This window comes from Chthonomonas sp., assembly GCF_035294165.1.
Lineage (GTDB): Bacteria > Armatimonadota > Chthonomonadetes > Chthonomonadales > Chthonomonadaceae > Chthonomonas.
This window is the reverse complement of the sequence record NZ_DATGLN010000059.1, coordinates 1-18,838: the sequence shown is the minus strand read 5'-3', so window position 1 is coordinate 18,838 and position 18,838 is coordinate 1. Positions and strand designations below refer to the sequence as shown.

The following is an 18,838-nucleotide window of genomic DNA, read 5'->3' as shown; positions in this document are numbered from 1 at the left end:
TAGCGAGAAGCTTCTTATCGAGAGCGGTCGAGGGAACCGGCCCGATGACGCCGCAACAACCACCTGGCTCTTTTGCCAGGCAGGTGCTAAATCCGGGCAGGGGTGCTTTTGGCACCCACTGCGCAGATAAGAGGCTTGCACGCGCGGAATAGGGACATAGGGACTTTCTAAGGAGTCCGTCCGGTCAAGAACGCTTTTTCTGGCGCGCCTGCGGCCTCTTCTGCTCTGCGGAAGAGGCTTTTCGCTTGCTTATGCGGCTTTTCGGCCGGGCTCTTAAAGAAAGGAACGAAAGACTATGTCCGAATTCCGTCTGTTTACATCGGAAAGCGTTACGGAAGGCCACCCCGACAAGCTGGCCGATCAGATTAGCGATGCAGTGCTCGACGCCCTCATCGAGCAAGACCCTAACGCCCGCGTCGCGCTTGAAACCCTTCTCACCCGAGGCCTCTGCGTTGTTGCCGGAGAGCTTACCACCTCCGCCTATGTAGAGATCGCCGACGTGGTGCGCAAAACCATTGTCAACGTGGGCTATACCGACACCGCCTATGGGTTCGACGGTCACACCACCGGCGTCATGCTCGCCATCCAGCAGCAATCGCCCGACATTGCACAGGGAGTGGATCGCGAAGACCCCAACGAGCAAGGGGCCGGCGACCAGGGGTTGATGTTCGGTTATGCAACGCGCGAAACCGAGCAGCTTATGCCGCTGGCCATCACCATCGCTCACGACCTCACGCGCCAACTCGCCACCGTGCGCCGTAGCCACCCCGAGCTGGGATTTCGACCGGATGGAAAGGCGCAGGTAACGATCGCTCTCGATGAGGCAGGCCGCCCCCATCACATAGATACCATTGTGGTCTCTACCCAACACGACGAGTCGATCTCTCAAGAAGAGGTGAAGGAGCGAGTATGCAACTATGTCATCGGGCCGGTGCTTCAGCGTTACGAGCGCTATGATTATGGAAACATCCACTATTTCATCAATCCAACCGGCCGCTTCGTCATCGGAGGGCCTCAAGCAGACACCGGTGTCACCGGCAGAAAAATCATCGTAGACACCTACGGTGGTGCAGCGCGCCACGGCGGAGGCGCCTTTTCAGGCAAAGACCCTTCTAAGGTAGACCGCTCGGCGGCCTACACGGCGCGTTATATCGCGAAAAACATCGTGGCCGCCGGGCTAGCCGACCGGGTGGAGATTCAGCTCGCCTACGCCATTGGCGTGGCACAGCCCGTAAGCGTTATGTTGGATACCTTCGGTACCGGCAAAATCCCCGACGAACAGATCGTGAAGCGGGTACTAGAAAAGGTAGACCTACGACCTCGCGCCATGATCGAACGGCTTCAGTTGCTTAACCCCGCGCGGGTACGCTACATTGAAACGGCCCGCAACGGCCATTTTGGCAATCCAGACTTTCCATGGGAGCAACTCGATCTAGCCGCCGAAATCGCATAGACGGTTGAGCAAAAGCAAGGGGCCGATCGGAAAATCGATCGGCCCCTCTATTTTGCCTCTCGCTTTACAGGACAAAGCGAACCGTCGTTAAAACCATGCCCAACCTTCTGTTCCACAAGGCTCTCCTACCAGCCGCGGGTGGCGAGAAGCTCTTTCTCTTCTAAGGTATGAATGTCAAGGCTGGGCATAGGCTCGCCAAGACCTTCAGAGATTTCGGCCAAAATTTTGGGATCGTTATAGTGGGTTACCGCATCCACAATGGCACGCGCTCTGGCCTTGGGGTTTTCTGATTTGAAGATACCAGACCCTACGAACACGGCCTCGGCGCCAAGCTGCATCATCAGCGCAGCGTCGGCCGGGGTGGCGATACCTCCCGCCGAGAAGTTAGGAACAGGCAGTTTCCCGGTTCGGTGCACCTCAACAACTAGCTCGTAAGGGGCACGCAACTCTTTCGCCACGGCCATCAGCTCATCTTCTCGTAGCGACTGAATACGCCGAATGTCGCGCATTACCGTGCGCATATGCCTCACCGCCTCGACCACGTTGCCTGTGCCCGCTTCGCCTTTGGTGCGGATCATGGCGGCGCCCTCGCCGATACGCCGTAAAGCCTCGCCTAAATCGCGGCAACCGCAAACAAAAGGAACCTTGAAAGCGTGCTTGTTAATGTGGTTCTCCTCATCTGCAGGGGTTAGCACCTCGCTCTCGTCTATGAAATCCACCCCAATGGCCTCAAGTATTTGGGCCTCTACAAAATGCCCGATTCGGCACTTGGCCATTACCGGGATGGTGACGGCCTCCATGATCTCCTTGATCATCTTAGGGTCGGACATGCGGGCGACACCGCCCTGCTTTCGTATGTCGGCAGGCACCCGCTCCAGGGCCATCACGGCCACCGCTCCCGCCTCTTCCGCAATGACGGCCTGCTCGGCGTTGACCACGTCCATGATCACGCCGCCTTTCAACATTTCGGCCAGGCCCACCTTGGTTCGCCACGTCGCCTTTTGGGCCTCGTATTCAGATACGCTCATCTCTCATCTCCTTTCCATAAAGAAATTGTACCTGCTTCTGCACCCCTTCCCGTTGAGAGAGAAGCCAGGGTGCGCAGCACCGTTTCTACGGCCAAAACATGTTGCTCAAAAGGAAAACCAGGGGCCTGCTGTTGGCTCGGAACACGAAAGGTGGATTCATCCGCAGGAATATGTAGAAACCCGGCCAAAGGGGGAGCGGGGAGCTGACGAAGCAAGTGGAGCACACGGAAGAACAGGTAGTTGCAGAGATAGTCGCCGGCATCGTCGGAAAGACATACAGGAATGCCGCGGCTTTCCAGGGCCTCTACAAGCTGTTGTACGGGCAGTGTTGCCTCTAAAGTTGCCGGCGCTTCTGGGGCGATAGGGCCGGGGGCTAGGCGCGTTTCATCCACATCGAGCTTGTCGGAGACTCTGTTATGAGCCTTACGCTCCACACGCCAGAAGGAGGAGTTGGCAGCGACGCCAAGCATGAGGACATAATCGAACGGATGACCTATCTCGGCGCGCTGGCGAACCAGCGCCTCAACGGTGCAGGGCGCCTGCATGTATGAAACAGGAAGCGTAATGGCCGTAAGGCCGATTCCCTCCACCGGATGTCTTCCGAAATAGCGCACGAGGCGCTGCGAAGGGTTGTGTATCACGGCGCCAAACGGTCCAAAACCGGTAAGCAGTATCTGCACGCCCATTTCTTCCTCCGAAAGGGAGGTGTCCTTTGCTCACCCGTCACTCTCCCTACTTTAAGTTATTACGATTCGGAGTGGACGTTCTGCTTACCTTTGACAGGGCGCTTTCGCGGCTTAGCCGGAGGCGGCAGAACGATCGGAGGGGGGGCTAACGACTTTATCTCCGGTCTCAACGGTGGCGGCAGTAGCTCCGGTAGCGGCCGGCCGGGGGGAAGCGGCTCCAGATTGTCTAGTCAAGGGAATTCGCCACCGTATTTCGATAGGAACTCTTTAACACGTGCTTCAAACTCGGCGGCACGTTTGTAGAGGGCATCTCTTTCTGCGGTAACCTGTTCAAGTCGGTTTAACAGATCTAAGATGACCTCTACACCGGCCAAATTCACCCCCATATCCTGAGTAAGACGGCGAATTTGCAGCAGTCGTTCCACATCGGCCTGGGAGTAGAGCCGATTTTTGTTTCGCCGCACCGGCTTTATCAACCCCAGTCGCTCGTACAGCCGAATGGTTTGAGCGTGCATATTGGTTAATTCGGCTACGACTCCGATCATATAAACCGGTTCATTTTTATCGTGCGCTGCCATCGTCTCTCCCCCCTCTCTCACTTACTGCGCACGGCATCGCCGCGCAGACGTGCCAGTTCTAACAGTAAGCTTTTCTCTCGCTCGCTCATATTGCGCGGCACGGTAATACGCACACGGGCGTAAGCATCCCCGGCTTTCCTGCCGTTCAAAGGAGGCATTCCTTTGCCGGCCAGTCGCAACTTCTGACCCGATTGGACTCCCGGCGGAATAACGATCTGCCGGCGCTGCCCATCCAGCGTCTCTACGGTGGCTTCACCACCTAGGGCGGCCACGGTGAAGGGCACATCTAGATCGAAGTAGAGGTCTTGCCCTTCCCGCTCAAAGCGCGGGTGAGGTAACTGACGCAGCGTGATGTAGAGGTCGGCACGCCGTCCTTTCGCATCTGCCGGCCCCATCCCCTGTAGGCGCAACCGTAAGCCATCCCAAGCGCCGGGTGGAATATTCACCTCCACGGTGCGCGGAGAGGCAATATGCCCCGTCCCTCGACAGCGCGGGCACACGGAGGCGCTGAGGTCAAAACGTCCTTGAGCGGTTCTCTTATGCCCCGAACCTCCACATTCCGGGCAGACATCTTCCACAACGAAATGGGCCTGCTTGGTCGCACCTCGATAGGCCTCTTCCAGCGTCATATCGAGTGCAAACTCGATATCCTCGGCAGTGGCCGTAGGAGGGCGAAATCCAAAACCGAAGCCCGCATCGCCCCCGCGGAACATGCGGAAGATGTCGTCGAGATTAATTCCTTCGGAAAACCGAAAGCTTTCGGCCTGAAAGTCGCCGAAAGGTGAGGAATAGCCGCTTGAAGCGCCGGGTCCTCCACCAAAGGGAGCCTGTTGCCATGCATCTCCAAGCTGATCGTAGCGAGCACGTTTCTCCGGGTCGGAGAGCACGTCGTAGGCTTCTTGGATGCGCTTAAAACGCTCCTCTGCCTCCTTGTTGCCGGGGTTCAGATCGGGATGATATTTGCGCGCAAGGCGACGATAGGCCTTCTTGATCTCGTCTGCCGTTGCGTTGCGCGCCACACCCAAAATCTCATAGTAGCTCTTTTCGTTCACCGTTGGCATCACCCCACTTTCCTATAGTGCTCTGCTTTCTTCCTCCGAAGAAACGTGTGAAAAGCAAGGTACCCTTCGCCGCCCTATGGGCGGCGAAGGGGAACGAAGGATCATTTGAACTCCGTGTCAATCACGGTCTCTTCAGGCGATTCCTGCCCGCCGGCAGCACCATCTGCGCTATGACTGTTTTGCGTGCCCGCTGTGGCGTGTTGATAGACCGCTTCCGAAAGGCGATACATCGTCTGTTCGAGCGCTTGGGTTAGCTCTTGCAAGCGCTCAACCGAAGTATCGCCAGCGTTGACGGCCGATTTCAGATCGCTTATTTGCTTCTCAAGGGTCGCCTTCAGATCCAGCGGCACCTTGTCGCCAAGATCGCGTATCTGTTTTTCCGCCGCATAGATAGCCGATTCGGCACGGTTGCGCGCCTCTGCGCGTTCGCGCTGTTTGCGGTCTTCTTCGGCGTGTTGTGCCGCCTCACGCATCATGCGGTCAATCTCTTCGCGGGTCAGGTTGCTGCTGCCGGTGATGGTGATCTTCTGCTCACGTCCGGTGCCGAGGTCTCGAGCCGACACGCTAAGGATGCCGTTGGCGTCAATATCGAAGGTAACCTCGATCTGCGGCACACCGCGCGGCGCCGGTGGAATGCCGGTGAGCTGGAAGTCACCGAGGAACTTGTTGGCCGCGGCGATCTCGCGCTCGCCCTGATAGACCTTCACATGGACGCTCGTTTGTCCATCCTCCGCGGTGGTAAATATCTGGCTCTTGCGGGTCGGGATGGTGGTGTTGCGCTCGATAAGTTTGGTCATCACGCCGCCTAGCGTCTCGATACCCAGCGACAGCGGGGTTACATCGAGCAACAGGATGTTGGTGCCTTTGCTACCTCCTTCGCTGGCGAGCACGCTGGCCTGAATGGCGGCTCCTACGGCGACCACCTCGTCTGGGTTGACCGTTTTGTTAGGCTCCTTGCCACCACTGAGCTGGCGCACCAGCTCCTGAATCATCGGCATACGTGTGGACCCGCCCACCAACACGATCTCGTCAATATCGGAGGGTTTAAGCTTCGCATCGGCCAGTGCTCGTTCGAACGGCCCTTTACAACGCTCTACGAGATCGCGCGTAATATCCTCGAACTTAGCTCGCGTGAGCGTTATATCCAGGTGCACCGGCCCGTCCGGCGTACTGGAGATAAAGGGCAAGTTGATGTTGGTTTGCGTAACGGTAGAAAGCTCGATCTTGGCTTTCTCGGCGGCCTCACGCAAGCGCTGTAGAGCTTGTCTATCCTTACGCACGTCAATACCGGTCTCGCGTTTGAACTCCTCGGCCACATAGTCCACGATACGCTGATCCCAGTCATCACCACCCAGGTGTGTATCACCGCTTGTGGCCAGCACCTCCAGCACGGAGCCACCGTCCTCGGTGGTACCGATCTCTAACAGAGAGACATCGAAGGTGCCGCCGCCGAGATCAAACACAAGCACGCGCTCCTCTTTCTTTTTATCAAGCCCATAGGCCAGCGCTGCCGCCGTCGGCTCGTTGATGATGCGAAGCACCTTAAGCCCGGCGATTTCACCGGCGTTCTTGGTAGCGGTTCGCTGCGCATCGTTAAAGTAGGCCGGCACGGTTATAACGGCCTCGGTTACCGGTTCGCCCAAATAGGCCTCGGCGTCCGCTTTCAGTTTTTGTAGGATCATCGCCGAAATCTCTTCGGGCTTATAGGTCCTATCGCCGATGGGGATGACCTCGGAGGTTCCCATTTTGCGTTTGACAGAGATAACCGTGCGGTCGGGGTTAATAATGGCCTGGCGTTTAGCAGGCGCTCCCACAAGGCGCTCTCCGGTTTTGGTAAACGCCACGACCGATGGCGTCAAACGGCTTCCCTCCGAGTTCGGGATAACCGTAACCTCACCGCCCTCCACTACGGCGATGACCGAGTTGGTAGTACCCAAATCAATACCAACCGCTTTTCCCATATCCTTTAAATCCTCCAGGGTTTGTTTTTTCGTCGCTATTGTCTTGAAGACACTAGTATTATACCATTTTAGTGTGTCATTATCAAATTACGCAGAGTCGAGAAGGACGGTTCCCTTTCTGCTTGTCACCGTGATTTCTGCCCCTCCGAAAGCGTAGTATAATCATAGAAACAACAGAACGCGATTCGTAACACAGCATAAAAAAGGTAGGTGTTGGATATGAGTGTTCCTTCTGCATTGGAAGAGGCCGTCGAGTTTGCGGAAAACCCAGAGCCGCGATGCCCCTGTGTGCTTCTACTCGATACCTCCGGCTCGATGAACGGCCCTGCCATAGATGCCCTCAATGAGGGATTGAAAACGTTTAAAAACGACCTGATGCGCGACCCTCTCGCCTCCAAAAGAGTAGAGGTTGCAATAGTTGCATTTAATAACGATGTGACGGTCGTTCAAGATTTCGTCACTGCCGACCAGTTCGACCCGCCTACACTCACTGCAGGCGGTATGACCCACATGGGAACGGCCATCAACAAAGCCCTCGACATGATCGCCGCCAGAAAAGCCCAGTATCGCGCCAACGGAATCGCCTACTATCGCCCGTGGGTTTTTCTCATCACCGACGGGGCACCGCAAGGTGAACCGGATGAGGTGGTGGAGCGCGCTGCCCAAAGAATTCGAGAAGAAGAAGCTGCAAAACGAGTAGCCTTTTTTGCCGTTGGTGTGGAAAATGCGGATATGAACAAACTGGCTCAAATTGCCGTGCGAACGCCCGTCAAACTCGTGGGCCTTAACTTTGTAGAGATGTTTGTTTGGCTTTCGGCCTCTATGCAAAAGGTATCGCAGTCACAAGTAGATGAGCAGGTGGCGCTTCCACCACCAGGATGGGGTACGGTTTAACGGTGACACACAGCGGGGTTTGGAGGGTCGTTTCGGCCTCTGTGGCCGGAACAGGCCATGTTCGTGCCGGATACCCTTGTCAAGACGCCCATGATTGCCTTGTTTTACCGAAAGGCCTGCTCTTGATCGCCGTTGCCGATGGCGCCGGTTCAGCACAGTTAGGCCAACTCGGCGCGACTCTCGCCGTACAAAGCTCTCTCCAGTTCTGTGCAGATCAGGCCCCATACCTTCATGAAGCGTCACAGGTACAAAAAAACCTTATCGCTGGCCTCTGCGCAGCACGGGCACGCCTGGAACATGAGGCCGAAACACAGCAGATAGAGCTGCGTGAGCTAGCCTGTACGCTGCTGCTTGTAGCCGCAACCCCCCGCTTCGTGGCTGCCGCACAGGTTGGTGATGGAGCCAGCGTTGGGCTTTTCCCCAACGATACGTTACTTGCTCTTACACGTCCCCCACAAACCGAGTATGTGAACGAGACCCTGTTCCTAACCTCTTCCGCCGGCCTAGAAGCGGCTCAGTTTGCCTTCCATCAAGAGGCGCCGTTGGGCATCGCCGTCACCACCGACGGCCTGCAGCGCCTCGCACTCAAACTACCGGAGGGCGAACCCCACGCTCCCTTCTTTCTTCCGCTCTTTCGATTCGCCGCCAATATCGGCGCCGATGGTCAACAACAGCTTGAAACCTTTCTGAGATCGCCGCGCCTTGCAGAACGTACCGACGACGACCTAACCCTCGTGCTCGCCGTGCGTCACCGTGAACTGCATGGCCGAACCGCTTAACTGCAATGCGCCTCATCCGTAAGTCTAACGGTTCCAGTATTCTCGTAGATATGAATCATCCGCTGGGTTCCGGCGGAGAGGCGCGGGTTTTTGCGGTTACCGATGCAGAACGGCTTTGCGCCAAAATTTACCACCAGCCAACCCCCGATCAGGTGCGCAAGCTCACCGTTATGGTGGAAAATCCTCCCGATATCCCCATCTCCGGCGCCGACCATCACTCGATCGCCTGGCCGATAGACCTGCTCTATCATGCCTACGGCAGTCGCGGGTTTGCCGGCTTCCTTATGCCGCGCGTTAGCGGAATGCGCCCACTCTTTAACGTCTACAATCCGGCCATTCGCCGCAAGGAAACCCCGCTTTTTACTTACGAATATCTCTATACGGCCGCCATCAACGTCGCTTGGGCCGTCCGCGCCCTGCACCAACGAGGCTATGTGATTGGCGACATCAACGAATCGAATATCCTGGTTAAAGACACCGGCTTGGTTACGTTGGTGGATACCGACTCGTTTCAGGTGCATGACCCGGTGAGGAACACGACCTATCGCTGCCAGGTTGGCAAGCCGGACTATACCCCTCCTGAGCTTCAAAACTGCAATTTCCGCACCATCGATCGCACGCCGGAACACGATCTCTTTGGGCTGGCGGTTCTTATCTTCCAACTGCTTATGGAGGGTACCCATCCCTTTTCCGGCATCTATTTAGGGCACGGCGACCCTCCTCCCTACAGCGAGCGCATTCGAGCCGGCCACTATCCCTATGGGGCACGCCCTGTGCCCTATAAACCGATGCCACAAGCGCCCCCTATAGCGCTTTTGCCTTCAACCCTCAAGGCTCTCTTCGCCCGTTGTTTCGAGGATGGCTTTCACGACCCCTCGGCGCGCCCGGACGCAGCCACTTGGAGTGCCGCCCTAAAAGAGGCGGCCGCTTCGCTCACGGTTTGTGCCGAGAACCCCCTTCATCGCTATGGAGCCCATCTTACTCGCTGCCCCTGGTGCGAACGCAAAGCGCTGTTGGGAGGACGTGATCCCTTTCCTCCCGAGCCTCAAGAGCCAATCAAACGCCCATCACGGTCGCAGCCGGCACGCTATCCTGTTACCCTGCCCCCACGCAATCTTCCTGCACCACAGCCGGCGCAAACTTCACCGGTCGTTTCACCATCGCCGCAAGCGGTAGCCACCTCTGGATCGGCCGGTGTGCCCTCCGCGATGTCGTGGCCTCTAGCGCCCTCGGCCTACTACAACTCCTACAGCACCCCCCTGCCCCGCCTACCCTCCTTGCCGCCCTATCCGGCAGCCACATGGGCTGCCGGCGTCTTGGCACTCTTGGCCATTTTTCTGCCTGTGCTGCACTTTGTTACAGGCCTCTTTGCACTTATAGCCGCTATCATCGGATGGAAGGTCGCCCGAGCCGGCAGACCCATGGCCTTTCTCTCCGGTCTTACAGGGGCCTTAGCCGTAACCGTGGTGCTTGCCCATGCGGCGGAAAGGCGCTACATTCCCGCCTATGTGCGCACCATTAGCGAAAGCGGCCCCATCTACTCCGTCGCTTTCTCACCGGATAGCAGCACCGTAGCCACAGCGATGGGCCGGAACGAAGACCAACGCCTTATTCCTGGCGAGCTGAACCTCTACGACACCGTTGAGGGGACGCTCGATCGCTCCATCACAGGCATCGGCAGCGTTACAGCTGTGGCCTACTCGCCGGATGGCAAACTGTTAGCAAATGGCACCGATGCCGTTCTCCTTAACGGCAGTGTTCGGCTACGCGACGCCCACAGCTATCTTACCCGCGGCGAACTCAACGGATTTCAAGGTGATGTAAGCGCCTTGGCCTTCTCGCACGATAGTCAACGCCTGGCCGTAGGCACACGCGCACGTACGGTGGAAGTTTGGGATGTGCACCGGCTCTATCCGGTGGCGCAAATACCCGCACCAGGAGAGGTGTTCGGAGTGGCCTTTTCTAACGACAATCGGCTCGTGGCCATCGCAAGCGGGTCGGTTACAAGCGGACTTCCCGGCCATGTTTGCATATATGACCTTTCAACGGCGCGCTTCCTATGGAACCACCGCGCCCACGGCGCACAAGCGCTCTCTGTTGCCTTCTCGCCAGATGATAAAATGCTTTATAGTGCAGGAGTAGACAACGCCATCCGAGTTTGGGATGCCCATACCGGCAAGCTGCTGCGTATGATAAGCGCCGACGACGCAGGTGGGTTGAATGCGGTGGCACTCTCGCCGGATGGCACGAAAGCGGTAACCGGCAGCACCGACGGCGTTGTGCGTCTATGGGATATGCGCACAGGCCAGGTGCTCTATCGGTTCGCGCCACCGGCCGGCACATCTCAAGAGGAAGACGCCGTTATTAACGCGGTGTCCTACGCCCCGAACGGACGCTTCATCGCCGCCGGAACCCAAGGGGGCACGCTCTACATCTGGAGGGTTCCGGCTCGATTCGTTCGTTAGGCCGTTTGCTTAAAGGCACGCATGGCCTCTTCCATAATCGTCACGCCGGCGCTACAACCAATTCTATCGGCCCCTGCCTCTAGCATCTCTATTGCCGCATGCAAGGTGCGAATGCCGCCGGCAGCCTTGACTTTGCACCGATCCCCGGCCACTTGCCGCAGCAGACGCACGTCTTCTAACGTTGCGCCACCCGAAGCAAAACCGGTGGATGTTTTGAGAAAGTCGGCGCCGCTTTCCAACGCTATCTCCGCCGCGCGTCGCTTCTGAGCGCTGTTGAGTAAGGCGCACTCTAAAATAACCTTTAACACCCCTCCACCCGCGTGCACGCGCCTGGCTACCTGCTGAATATCGGCAGCAACTAGCTGCCAATCGGCATCGTGAACGGCACCGAGGTCTATCACCATATCGAATTCAGAGGCCCCCTGCTCTTGTGCGCGTTCCACTTCATAAACCTTTACTGCCGTTCCATTCGCTCCATGAGGAAACCCTATCACGGTGCCTATGGGGATGCCCGTATTCTCAAGCTCTTTCACCGCAAGGGCCACGCGCACCGGCTGCACACAAACCGAAGCGAACCGGTAAGCCCGCGCCTCTGCACAAAGCCGCCGAATATCGTCGGCGGAAGCTTCAGGGCGCAGAAGTGTATGGTCAATGCACTTTGCCAGCGCTTCTGGAGAACGGATAGCCATTTTTAGCTCCACGACAAGTTCACAGCCTGTATGTTATACCCGTTGGATGTCTTCTGAGGGCACGAATCGCTGAAACAACACCCGGTCACAACCCGTCTCTATTGACAGAGTTAGCCCTAGAAACCATAATAGTTTTTGAGGCCCAGAAGGCCTACGATGACAACGCTCGCTCGAACCGAGGAGACCAACATGTACACACAAGAGCTGCCCATACGGCGTATTGACCACATAAGGTTTTTTGTGGGAAACGCCCGCCAATCGGCCTATTTTTATCGCAATGCCTTTGGCTTCGAGGTTGTTGCCTATGCCGGTCTAGAGACCGGTGTTCGCCATGAGGCCGCCTATCTTCTGCGCCAAGGCGATATCCATTTTGTGCTGGCTTCCCCACTGCGCGCCGACCATCCGGATAATCACCGTCTGCTGATTCACGGCGATAGCGTACAAGATATCGCCTTTGAAGTGGATGATGTGGAGGCGGCCTATCAAGCCGCCCTGGCCAAGGGCGCCACGAGCGCCAAAGAACCTACCTACCATGAGGATGAGGAGGGCGTTTACGTTCATGCAGCCATTCATACCTATGGCGATACCATCCACAGCTTCGTCAATCGCGATCGCTATCGAGGTCTCTTTGCCCCGGGCTTTAAGCCGCTCGATCCGGAGCGCTATAGCCCTCGCACCTTCCATCCGGTGGGTTTTAAGAGCATAGACCATATCGTCGGAAACGTAGAGCTAGGCCAAATGGACCGCTGGGTTCACTTCTATGAGGAGGTGCTCGGCTTTAAACAGCTGATCAGCTTCGACGATAAGGACATCAGCACCGAGTACACAGCCCTTATGTCAAAGGTGGTGCAGGGCGGTCAAGGACGCATTAAATTTCCTCTCAATGAACCGGCTCCAGGTCGCAAACGTTCACAAGTTGAGGAGTTTCTGGAGTTCTACGGGGGTCCCGGAGTGCAGCATATCGCGCTCTCCACCGACGACATCATCTCCACCGTTCGGGCTTTACGTCATAACGATGTCTCCTTTCTGCATGTTCCCGACACCTATTACGAGATGTTGCCGGCCCGCGTAGGTCAGATTGAAGAAGACCTTCATGAGTTGGCCCTGTTGGGAATCCTCGTAGACCGTGATGATGAGGGCTATCTTCTGCAAATTTTCACAAAACCGGTGGAAGACCGTCCCACGCTATTCTTCGAAGTTATCCAACGACATGGGTCGCAGTCGTTCGGCAAAGGAAACTTCAAGGCGCTCTTTGAGGCCATCGAGCGAGAGCAGGCGTTACGAGGAACCCTATGAAATTACTTCGTCTCAAGAGCGAGCCACGCTTCTACTACATTCTGATCGGAGAGGAGATATTCGACTTTGCGGTAACTGTGCCCGGCGACCTTCGTCTTACCATGCCGCTCGACGCCAACGAGTTCCTGCCTATTATCTGCCAAATGCGAAAGCGGGGCAACCTTTTAGAGCGCCATCAGAAACGGCTCGAGAAGATCGGGCCGGAGGAACTTCGACCTTTTCGCAGACCCTTCCCTCTTGAAGACCTCGATCTACCCGTGCGTCCCACCTCCTTTCGAGACTTTTATGCCTTTGAGGAGCATGTGCGTAACGCACGGCGTCATCGAGGGCTAGACATGATTCCGGAGTGGTATGAGGCTCCGGCCTTCTACTTTTCCAATACGGCCTGCATGCTACCACACAGGGCCGCAGTTCCCAAACCTGCAGAAACGGCGGAGCTTGACTTCGAACTAGAGGTGGCAGCGGTAATCGGGATGGCAGGCAGCAACATTCCCGTAGAGGAGGCAGACAGCTACATTGCCGGTTTCACTATTTTAAACGATTGGAGCGCGCGCGACATTCAACGGCGCGAGATGAAGGTGGGGCTTGGCCCGGCCAAAGGCAAGGATTTCGCGACCTCCATAGGGCCTTACCTCATGACGCCCGATGAGTTGGAACCACGAGCGTTGCCAGAGAACGGGCGGGGACGACGCTATGACCTCACGATGAAAGCATTTGTGAACGGGCAGCAGATATCCCACGGTAACCTTAAAGAGATGCACTGGACGTTCGCTGAACTCATCGCCCACGCCTCGCGAAACACCACCCTCCTACCGGGCGACCTTATCGGCTCCGGCACCGTGGGCACAGGCTGTCTGGTGGAGTTCCCGCCGGGAACCTACCCTTGGCTTCGCCCTGGCGATGTCGTGCGTTTAGAAGTCGATCTGCTTGGCACCTTAGAGAATCGCATTGTTTAAGCAAAACCCCACGGATCCAAACCCACAAAGGAACTGGCTGTCGGAGTCCTATCGTCGCGGTAAGCGCATTGGCCGCACCATTTGGCGCTACCTTTACACCATTTATCAAGCCTATAGTCGGCACGAAGGAAGCATGATGGCCTGCGCCTGCGCCTACTGCATTCTCCTTTCCCTAGTGCCATTTCTCGCATTCGGTATTGCGGTTATAGGCTTTTTTATAGGCAGTTCCGAGCGCGCCCTGCACAGCTTCATATCGTCCGTTGAGGGCTTTCTCCCCCTTAACCCCGGCTTTTTGCAGTCTACCCTCGACCATATCCTGGCCAATCGGGGTACTCTTGGGCTTATCGGGCTTGTGGGCTTGCTTTATGGGGCGCATCAAGCGTTCCTCGTGCTCGAAAATGCGCTTAACCTCATATGGGAGGTAAGAGAACCGCGCAAGTGGTATCAGAGGCGTTTTATTGCACTAGAGGCTACCGTACTTACCATTCTTTTTATGGGGGCCGATATGAGCGCCGCGGTGGTCATGGCGTTCTTCTCTCATCTCTTTCCCTACATCACCTCTTTCCTCAGTTCTCTGATGCGGGTAGGGCTAACGCTTCTACCGCTTGTCCTCACAACGCTTCTATTCTACGAGCTTTATCGGCTTCTACCCGCCTATCGCCCTCCCAAACGCCCCGCCTTCATCGGCGCCCTGGTGGCCGCCATTTTCTGGGAGCTTATCCGAATCGCATTCAGCTTCTTCCTGCTTCGTTTCCACTCCTACGATCAGTTGTACGGCTCGCTCAGCAAACTTGTGGCACTGGTGATCTGGACTTACTATTCCATGGTCATCTTTCTGCTTGGAGCGGAGATCGCGGCCGATTTAGCGCGCAAAGCGGAGGAGAAGGATTTGGAAACGACTCGTGCAAAAATTACGTCTATTCAAGAGTAATCCGGTTAAAATTTAGAAGGGAGATTCGGCGATGCGCATCGTTTTCCTCGTCATCGCGATGATCATCGGCTTCATCTTATGGAAGCTTTTGTTAGGCGTGATCGCCTGGGTGGGCCACCTCTTTTTCATCGTTTTAGAGATCGCGCTCCTTGTGTGGCTTATCTCCGAAGTCTATAAGCTGCTAACGAGCAAGAACAAAGAGCTGCTTTAGACCCCTATTTAAGCCGGCACAAGAAAGATGGGGGCCTTCGGTAGCTGTGCCGTCGGGTCTTTCGCCAATTCGGGAATAACAGACAGCCGATCGAGCTGGGCGCAGTAGGCTACATCCTCACCGAAACCTATTTCAGCAAGATGTTGCGCATGGCGCCCCTCAAGCCAGCTACGAAGGAGCTGAGGGTCTTGCTGCCATAGACGTTTACAGGCCACGGCCGCGTCGTCTAAACGAGGTAGCTCCCAGGGTGTGGCTTGGGCGATAAGCGCCTCTACAAAGAGGCCGGCAGAGGTGGCATCCTCCAGCGTGAAATTGCCATCCGTTCCGCTGCACACGATAACGATATCTCCCTCAGCCTGTTGGGCTGCCGCCCAAGCCGCTTGTGCTACGGCCGTTCGATTAAGTGGTGCCCCTGCAAAAACGCGCCGAGCTTGCCTCACCTGTGCCAAAGCGCGTGTGCCGTTGGTGGTGGAAAGCACCACGGGCTGCCCCTGAAAATCTTGCGTGAGAAACTCCACCGGTGAGTTGCCGAAGTCGAACCCCTCCGGCTTTCGTCCTTCCGTCTCTCCACACAGCAGCAGATGGTTCTCGCGTGCAAAGCGGATGGCGGCTTCATGGCCCTCTGCCACATAAACGCGGGGGCAGTTGCGGGCAAAGAGCACGGCGATGGCAGAAGTAGCCCGTAAGGCATCTATAACGATGCAGACAGCGTTGCGAATATTTCCAACCAAAGCCGGCAAGAGCGCGACGCGAATCTCCATTGTGCGCATTAGAGACGCTTAAGCTCTCGCAGATAGACCTCAGCATTGCTTGGGTCGTAGCACCAGATGTGAATCTGCTCCATAAGCCCCCGGCAGGCGCGAATGGCTTCCACCATAGCAAGGGCGGTGGATTCGGCAACCGCCCTTTGTAGAGATGGGGTCACCTGATTTGGTTGGGGCATAAGGTTGTTTGTAAAATCCGGCAAGATAACGCCCGTGCAATCCCGTTGACGTGCCAGCTCCATCGCCCTCCGCACCGCATGAACGATCCGTTCAGGCGAGCTTTGTTTCTGATGATCGAAAATAACGGCGAGTGCCGTATAGGCATAACGATAGCGAGCGCCGCTTACAATGAGCGCCTCGCCGGGCGACAAGGGGGCAAACCGATCGGCCTCCCGTTGAGGCCGATCGGCTCCGTAGTCGCGTGCAAGCTTGGCGGCTCCATAAACCATCTTCAGATCAGGCGAAACGGGCACGATGATGGCCTGTTTTCTCCGAAAGAACGGTACCCCCAACATGAGCGCCGGCAACTTGTAGGAGGCCGCCCATAGCTGCACATTTAGTCCATCGCGTTGCACTCTATATAGAGGGTGAATGAAGGGCTGAGCCAGCTTCAGGTGGCGCAGGCAGCGCCGCCACGATGGACGATTTTCTTGAGATGTGGGAAGATGAACAACAACCATCTGTCTATTTCCTTTTTCTCGTCTTTGAACTTGTTAGGGCGGCAGTCGGTCTACCGGTTTTAGGTCGGGGTTATCACAAGCCTGCCGTCCTTTTTTTGCCATAGGATACCACTTTCCGTGAATGCGTACCCGCACGACGTCGGCGGTATAGTCGTTGGTGGTGCCGCACTCGGCGCAATTCGAGAAAAGCGCCGAGCCTACGCCATAGGCATCTACGGGAACATGCATCTCCTCGAAAGCCCGTATGCGCTGAGGGTTGAACCCTCCACTCACGATGATCTTCACCCGATGACACCATTCACGCGCTCTATCTACCCAACGGGCCGGAAGGTCCCACGCCTCAAAAGCGGTATCAATGGCAGCACGCAAGGCAAAACAGAGGCGAGGATTTACTCCATTATCCAGACGAGGGTCACCCAAAGGGGCGACGCTTACATCGCGCATATTCCCGCTGGTATCCGGCCGTACACCGTAGAGTACATAACGCTGGGCCTCTTCGATCTTCCCAGCCTCTATAAGCTGCATGTATCGGCTAAACATGCGCTCCATCACGGCGAGCGTATCGCCCAAGCAGTTGTTGTGAAAATCCACCAGGGCAATACGCGGTATAGAGGGCGGCAGAACCGCAGCAAAGGCGAGCATAGTCTCCGCCGTATCTCCCAAAAAACAGGCGATGGCCGCATGGGCTACCGTGCCGCCTCCGGCCCCGCCCCACCAATCGCCCTGCTCATCGGTAGAAACCAAAGAGGGATTCGTGCGCCCATGTTGGGCATTATAGACCTGCACGGCGATATGGTAGGCATATCCATCGCCCGCCTGAACCTCGTGGGCATCGAAACGTGCCGGGAAAAAGAGCACATCCTTGCCTTTGGCCGCCTCAAGAACCTGGTAGACGTTGGTGGCAATGCGCGATCCGCGCGTGAGAGCGCCCAATGTGGGCGTTTCCAAAATGGCAAAATCGCGATAGCGCCCTCGCACCTTCAACACCGGCTGTACCTCCATGGGATCCCCGGAGTAGGTGGCGATATTGCCATCGTGAACGGCTAGCACCTCCAAATTCTCAAACGTATCTATCCATTCCCCCCGTTCGTTGAAGTAGCCGGTGCAGGTCTGCAACATGGCAAGGGCTTTATCTACGCCCACCACAATGCACATAGGTTGCCGGCGCGGGAACCATTGCATCTCGACCTCGATGTTGCCGATGTCCACATTCGAGATATCAACACCGATATCGGAGAGATCGGGACAACTGCCACCAAAGCGATAGCCCTGACGGGCCAACTCAGCCAAGAGGGCCACAATGTTATAGAAGTACTTATCCGAGTACCAGCCGCGGCGCATCCGCTCCACGTCGAGCTTAAATGTGCTCACAGGCAAGCGTTTGCCGTCGAATACGCTCATCGTTCGCCGTTTGTTTCACCCATCACCCCAACGGCAAGCCGGGGCGAATAGGGCTGCCTCTCTCCTTTTCCCTCAAGTCATATCAGTACAACGGTATTATAACACAGAGCCTAGAAGGTTCCATACAGCCTGTCGCCGAAATCGCCAAGGCCGGGCAAAATAAAGCTTTTTGCGTTTAGGTCTCTATCGCGTGCAGCCGCTACGATCTGCAGTGCAGGAAAAGCCTCCTCTAACCGGGCGATGCCCTGGGGGGCCGCGACCACACAGAGCAAAATCACTCTTTCGGCTCCGGCCTCATACAGGCTTTTAGCCGCCCGATAGGCCGACCCTCCTGTGGCGAGCATGGGGTCTAGTAAAAACGCCGTTTTGCCGGCCATGTTCGGCAGTTTACAGTAGTAGGAATGGGCTTCTGCGGTAACCTCATCGCGCTCTAAGCCCACATAGCCGACGGCCGCGCCGGGGAGCATCTCTAGCGTGGGTTCCAGCATTCCAAGCCCGGCCCGCAACACCGGCACGGCCACGATCTCCACACCCAGCTCGCGGCCTTCCATCTCCTCCAACGGCGTGCGAATGACACGAGGACGTGTTGGCAGGTTTTTCGTGGCCTCTGCAATGAGAATGTGCGTTAAAGCCCGCGTGAGCGGACGAAACTGTTCCGGCGGTGTGTTTTCATCGCGCAGGCGCGTCACAATGTGATCGGCAAGGGCATGGTTCAAGACGGTTAGCGGCATTTCCCTTCTCAGCCTTCTTCCTGTTTTGGTAGTGATACCCAAAATAGGCCATCTTTTGCCATGGTCTATTTTAGGAAGCCTGTTTTTCTCTTTGAAAATCTCCCTTCCTTTCGCCAATCCGCTGTTTCCCGACCTCTATCTGCTGGGCAATGGCCGCCATGACGGTTTCGAGAATCTGTTCGCGCGAGGCATCGGGCGAAAAATGGATGGGCGGGCCGAAACAGATGGCAAGGCGTGCCCGTCGTAGCTTTTTCGCTCCGGGAGGCAGCATATC

Annotated in this window: 20 protein-coding genes and 1 riboswitch; of the genes, 8 read left to right on the top strand and 12 right to left on the bottom strand. The window is 56.6% G+C overall.

The window, feature by feature from the left end; all coding sequences use genetic code 11:
* Nucleotides 1–11: 11 nt before the first annotated feature.
* A riboswitch (SAM riboswitch) is annotated at nucleotides 12–133 on the top strand.
* A gap of 162 nt (nucleotides 134–295) precedes the next feature.
* Nucleotides 296–1,453, top strand: a complete 1,158-nt coding sequence (gene metK, locus VKV29_RS02630; RefSeq protein ID WP_324199747.1) for a methionine adenosyltransferase — start codon at nucleotides 296–298, stop codon at nucleotides 1,451–1,453.
* A 125-nt stretch (nucleotides 1,454–1,578) separates the two neighbouring features.
* On the opposite strand, the gene pdxS is transcribed toward metK, so the two are convergent.
* The 6 genes from pdxS to dnaK all read right to left on the bottom strand — a co-directional run bounded on the left by pdxS (nucleotide 1,579) and on the right by dnaK (nucleotide 6,767).
* On the bottom strand, nucleotides 1,579–2,481 hold the full coding sequence (pdxS, locus tag VKV29_RS02625; protein ID WP_324199746.1) for a pyridoxal 5'-phosphate synthase lyase subunit PdxS: 903 nt from the start codon (nucleotides 2,479–2,481) through the stop codon (nucleotides 1,579–1,581).
* Nucleotides 2,478–3,167 carry a pyroglutamyl-peptidase I gene (locus tag VKV29_RS02620; RefSeq protein ID WP_324199745.1) on the bottom strand — a complete coding sequence of 230 codons (690 nt, stop codon included), beginning with the start codon at nucleotides 3,165–3,167 and terminating at the stop codon, nucleotides 2,478–2,480. Before VKV29_RS02620 ends, pdxS begins: the two co-directional genes overlap by 4 nt.
* Before the next feature lie 111 nt (nucleotides 3,168–3,278).
* Complete coding sequence (locus tag VKV29_RS02615) at nucleotides 3,279–3,401, bottom strand: hypothetical protein (protein ID WP_324199744.1); 123 nt, start codon at nucleotides 3,399–3,401, stop codon at nucleotides 3,279–3,281.
* Nucleotides 3,398–3,745 (bottom strand): MerR family transcriptional regulator, encoded by a 348-nt coding sequence (locus tag VKV29_RS02610; protein ID WP_324199743.1) that lies wholly within the window; start codon nucleotides 3,743–3,745, stop codon nucleotides 3,398–3,400. Before VKV29_RS02610 ends, VKV29_RS02615 begins: the two co-directional genes overlap by 4 nt.
* Nucleotides 3,746–3,762: 17 nt before the next feature.
* Nucleotides 3,763–4,806, bottom strand: a complete 1,044-nt coding sequence (locus tag VKV29_RS02605; RefSeq protein ID WP_324199742.1) for a J domain-containing protein — start codon at nucleotides 4,804–4,806, stop codon at nucleotides 3,763–3,765.
* 101 nt (nucleotides 4,807–4,907) lie between these two features.
* Nucleotides 4,908–6,767, bottom strand: a complete 1,860-nt coding sequence (gene dnaK, locus VKV29_RS02600; protein WP_324199741.1) for a molecular chaperone DnaK — start codon at nucleotides 6,765–6,767, stop codon at nucleotides 4,908–4,910.
* A 219-nt stretch (nucleotides 6,768–6,986) separates the two neighbouring features.
* Between dnaK and VKV29_RS02595 the strand changes: the two genes are divergently transcribed.
* The 3 genes from VKV29_RS02595 to VKV29_RS02585 are packed head-to-tail and all read left to right on the top strand — an operon-like array spanning nucleotide 6,987 to nucleotide 10,905.
* Nucleotides 6,987–7,661, top strand: coding sequence for a vWA domain-containing protein (locus VKV29_RS02595; protein WP_324199740.1), 675 nt, complete (start codon nucleotides 6,987–6,989; stop codon nucleotides 7,659–7,661).
* Entirely contained in the window at nucleotides 7,646–8,440 is a 795-nt protein-coding gene (locus VKV29_RS02590) for a PP2C family serine/threonine-protein phosphatase (RefSeq protein ID WP_324199739.1), read from the top strand. The genes VKV29_RS02595 and VKV29_RS02590 overlap by 16 nt, the downstream gene beginning before the upstream one ends.
* A 50-nt stretch (nucleotides 8,441–8,490) precedes the next feature.
* Nucleotides 8,491–10,905, top strand: coding sequence for a protein kinase domain-containing protein (locus VKV29_RS02585; protein ID WP_324199738.1), 2,415 nt, complete (start codon nucleotides 8,491–8,493; stop codon nucleotides 10,903–10,905).
* Here the strand turns inward: VKV29_RS02585 and deoC are convergent.
* A complete protein-coding gene (deoC, locus tag VKV29_RS02580; protein ID WP_324199737.1) occupies nucleotides 10,902–11,594 on the bottom strand; it encodes a deoxyribose-phosphate aldolase in 693 nt (230 codons plus the stop codon). The two genes, VKV29_RS02585 and deoC, sit on opposite strands and share 4 nt — an antisense overlap.
* A gap of 156 nt (nucleotides 11,595–11,750) precedes the next feature.
* On the opposite strand from deoC, the gene hppD reads away from it, so the two are divergent.
* Genes hppD through VKV29_RS02560 form a run of 4 tightly spaced genes read left to right on the top strand, consistent with a single transcriptional unit; the run spans nucleotide 11,751 to nucleotide 14,988 of the window.
* A complete protein-coding gene (hppD, locus tag VKV29_RS02575; RefSeq protein WP_324199736.1) occupies nucleotides 11,751–12,890 on the top strand; it encodes a 4-hydroxyphenylpyruvate dioxygenase in 1,140 nt (379 codons plus the stop codon).
* Entirely contained in the window at nucleotides 12,887–13,846 is a 960-nt protein-coding gene (locus VKV29_RS02570) for a fumarylacetoacetate hydrolase family protein (protein ID WP_324199735.1), read from the top strand. The genes hppD and VKV29_RS02570 overlap by 4 nt, the downstream gene beginning before the upstream one ends.
* Nucleotides 13,839–14,777 (top strand): YihY/virulence factor BrkB family protein, encoded by a 939-nt coding sequence (locus tag VKV29_RS02565; protein WP_324199734.1) that lies wholly within the window; start codon nucleotides 13,839–13,841, stop codon nucleotides 14,775–14,777. The genes VKV29_RS02570 and VKV29_RS02565 overlap by 8 nt, the downstream gene beginning before the upstream one ends.
* Before the next feature lie 31 nt (nucleotides 14,778–14,808).
* The gene (locus VKV29_RS02560) at nucleotides 14,809–14,988 is read left to right on the top strand and encodes a hypothetical protein (protein ID WP_324199733.1); all 180 of its coding nucleotides are present in this window, start codon (nucleotides 14,809–14,811) and stop codon (nucleotides 14,986–14,988) included.
* Between the two features lie 8 nt (nucleotides 14,989–14,996).
* On the opposite strand, the gene VKV29_RS02555 is transcribed toward VKV29_RS02560, so the two are convergent.
* The 5 genes from VKV29_RS02555 to VKV29_RS02535 form a co-directional block, all read right to left on the bottom strand.
* Nucleotides 14,997–15,758 carry a 2-phosphosulfolactate phosphatase gene (locus tag VKV29_RS02555; RefSeq protein ID WP_324199732.1) on the bottom strand — a complete coding sequence of 254 codons (762 nt, stop codon included), beginning with the start codon at nucleotides 15,756–15,758 and terminating at the stop codon, nucleotides 14,997–14,999.
* Nucleotides 15,758–16,432, bottom strand: a complete 675-nt coding sequence (locus tag VKV29_RS02550; RefSeq protein WP_324199731.1) for a macro domain-containing protein — start codon at nucleotides 16,430–16,432, stop codon at nucleotides 15,758–15,760. Before VKV29_RS02550 ends, VKV29_RS02555 begins: the two co-directional genes overlap by 1 nt.
* Before the next feature lie 33 nt (nucleotides 16,433–16,465).
* Nucleotides 16,466–17,833: a nicotinate phosphoribosyltransferase gene (locus tag VKV29_RS02545; protein WP_324199730.1), complete on the bottom strand. Its 1,368-nt coding sequence runs from the start codon at nucleotides 17,831–17,833 to the stop codon at nucleotides 16,466–16,468.
* Nucleotides 17,834–17,943: 110 nt separating this feature from the next.
* A complete protein-coding gene (gene upp, locus VKV29_RS02540; protein ID WP_324199729.1) occupies nucleotides 17,944–18,564 on the bottom strand; it encodes a uracil phosphoribosyltransferase in 621 nt (206 codons plus the stop codon).
* A 70-nt stretch (nucleotides 18,565–18,634) separates the two neighbouring features.
* Nucleotides 18,635–18,838: hypothetical protein (locus VKV29_RS02535; protein ID WP_324199728.1), on the bottom strand; the 204-nt coding region annotated here is incomplete at its 5' end.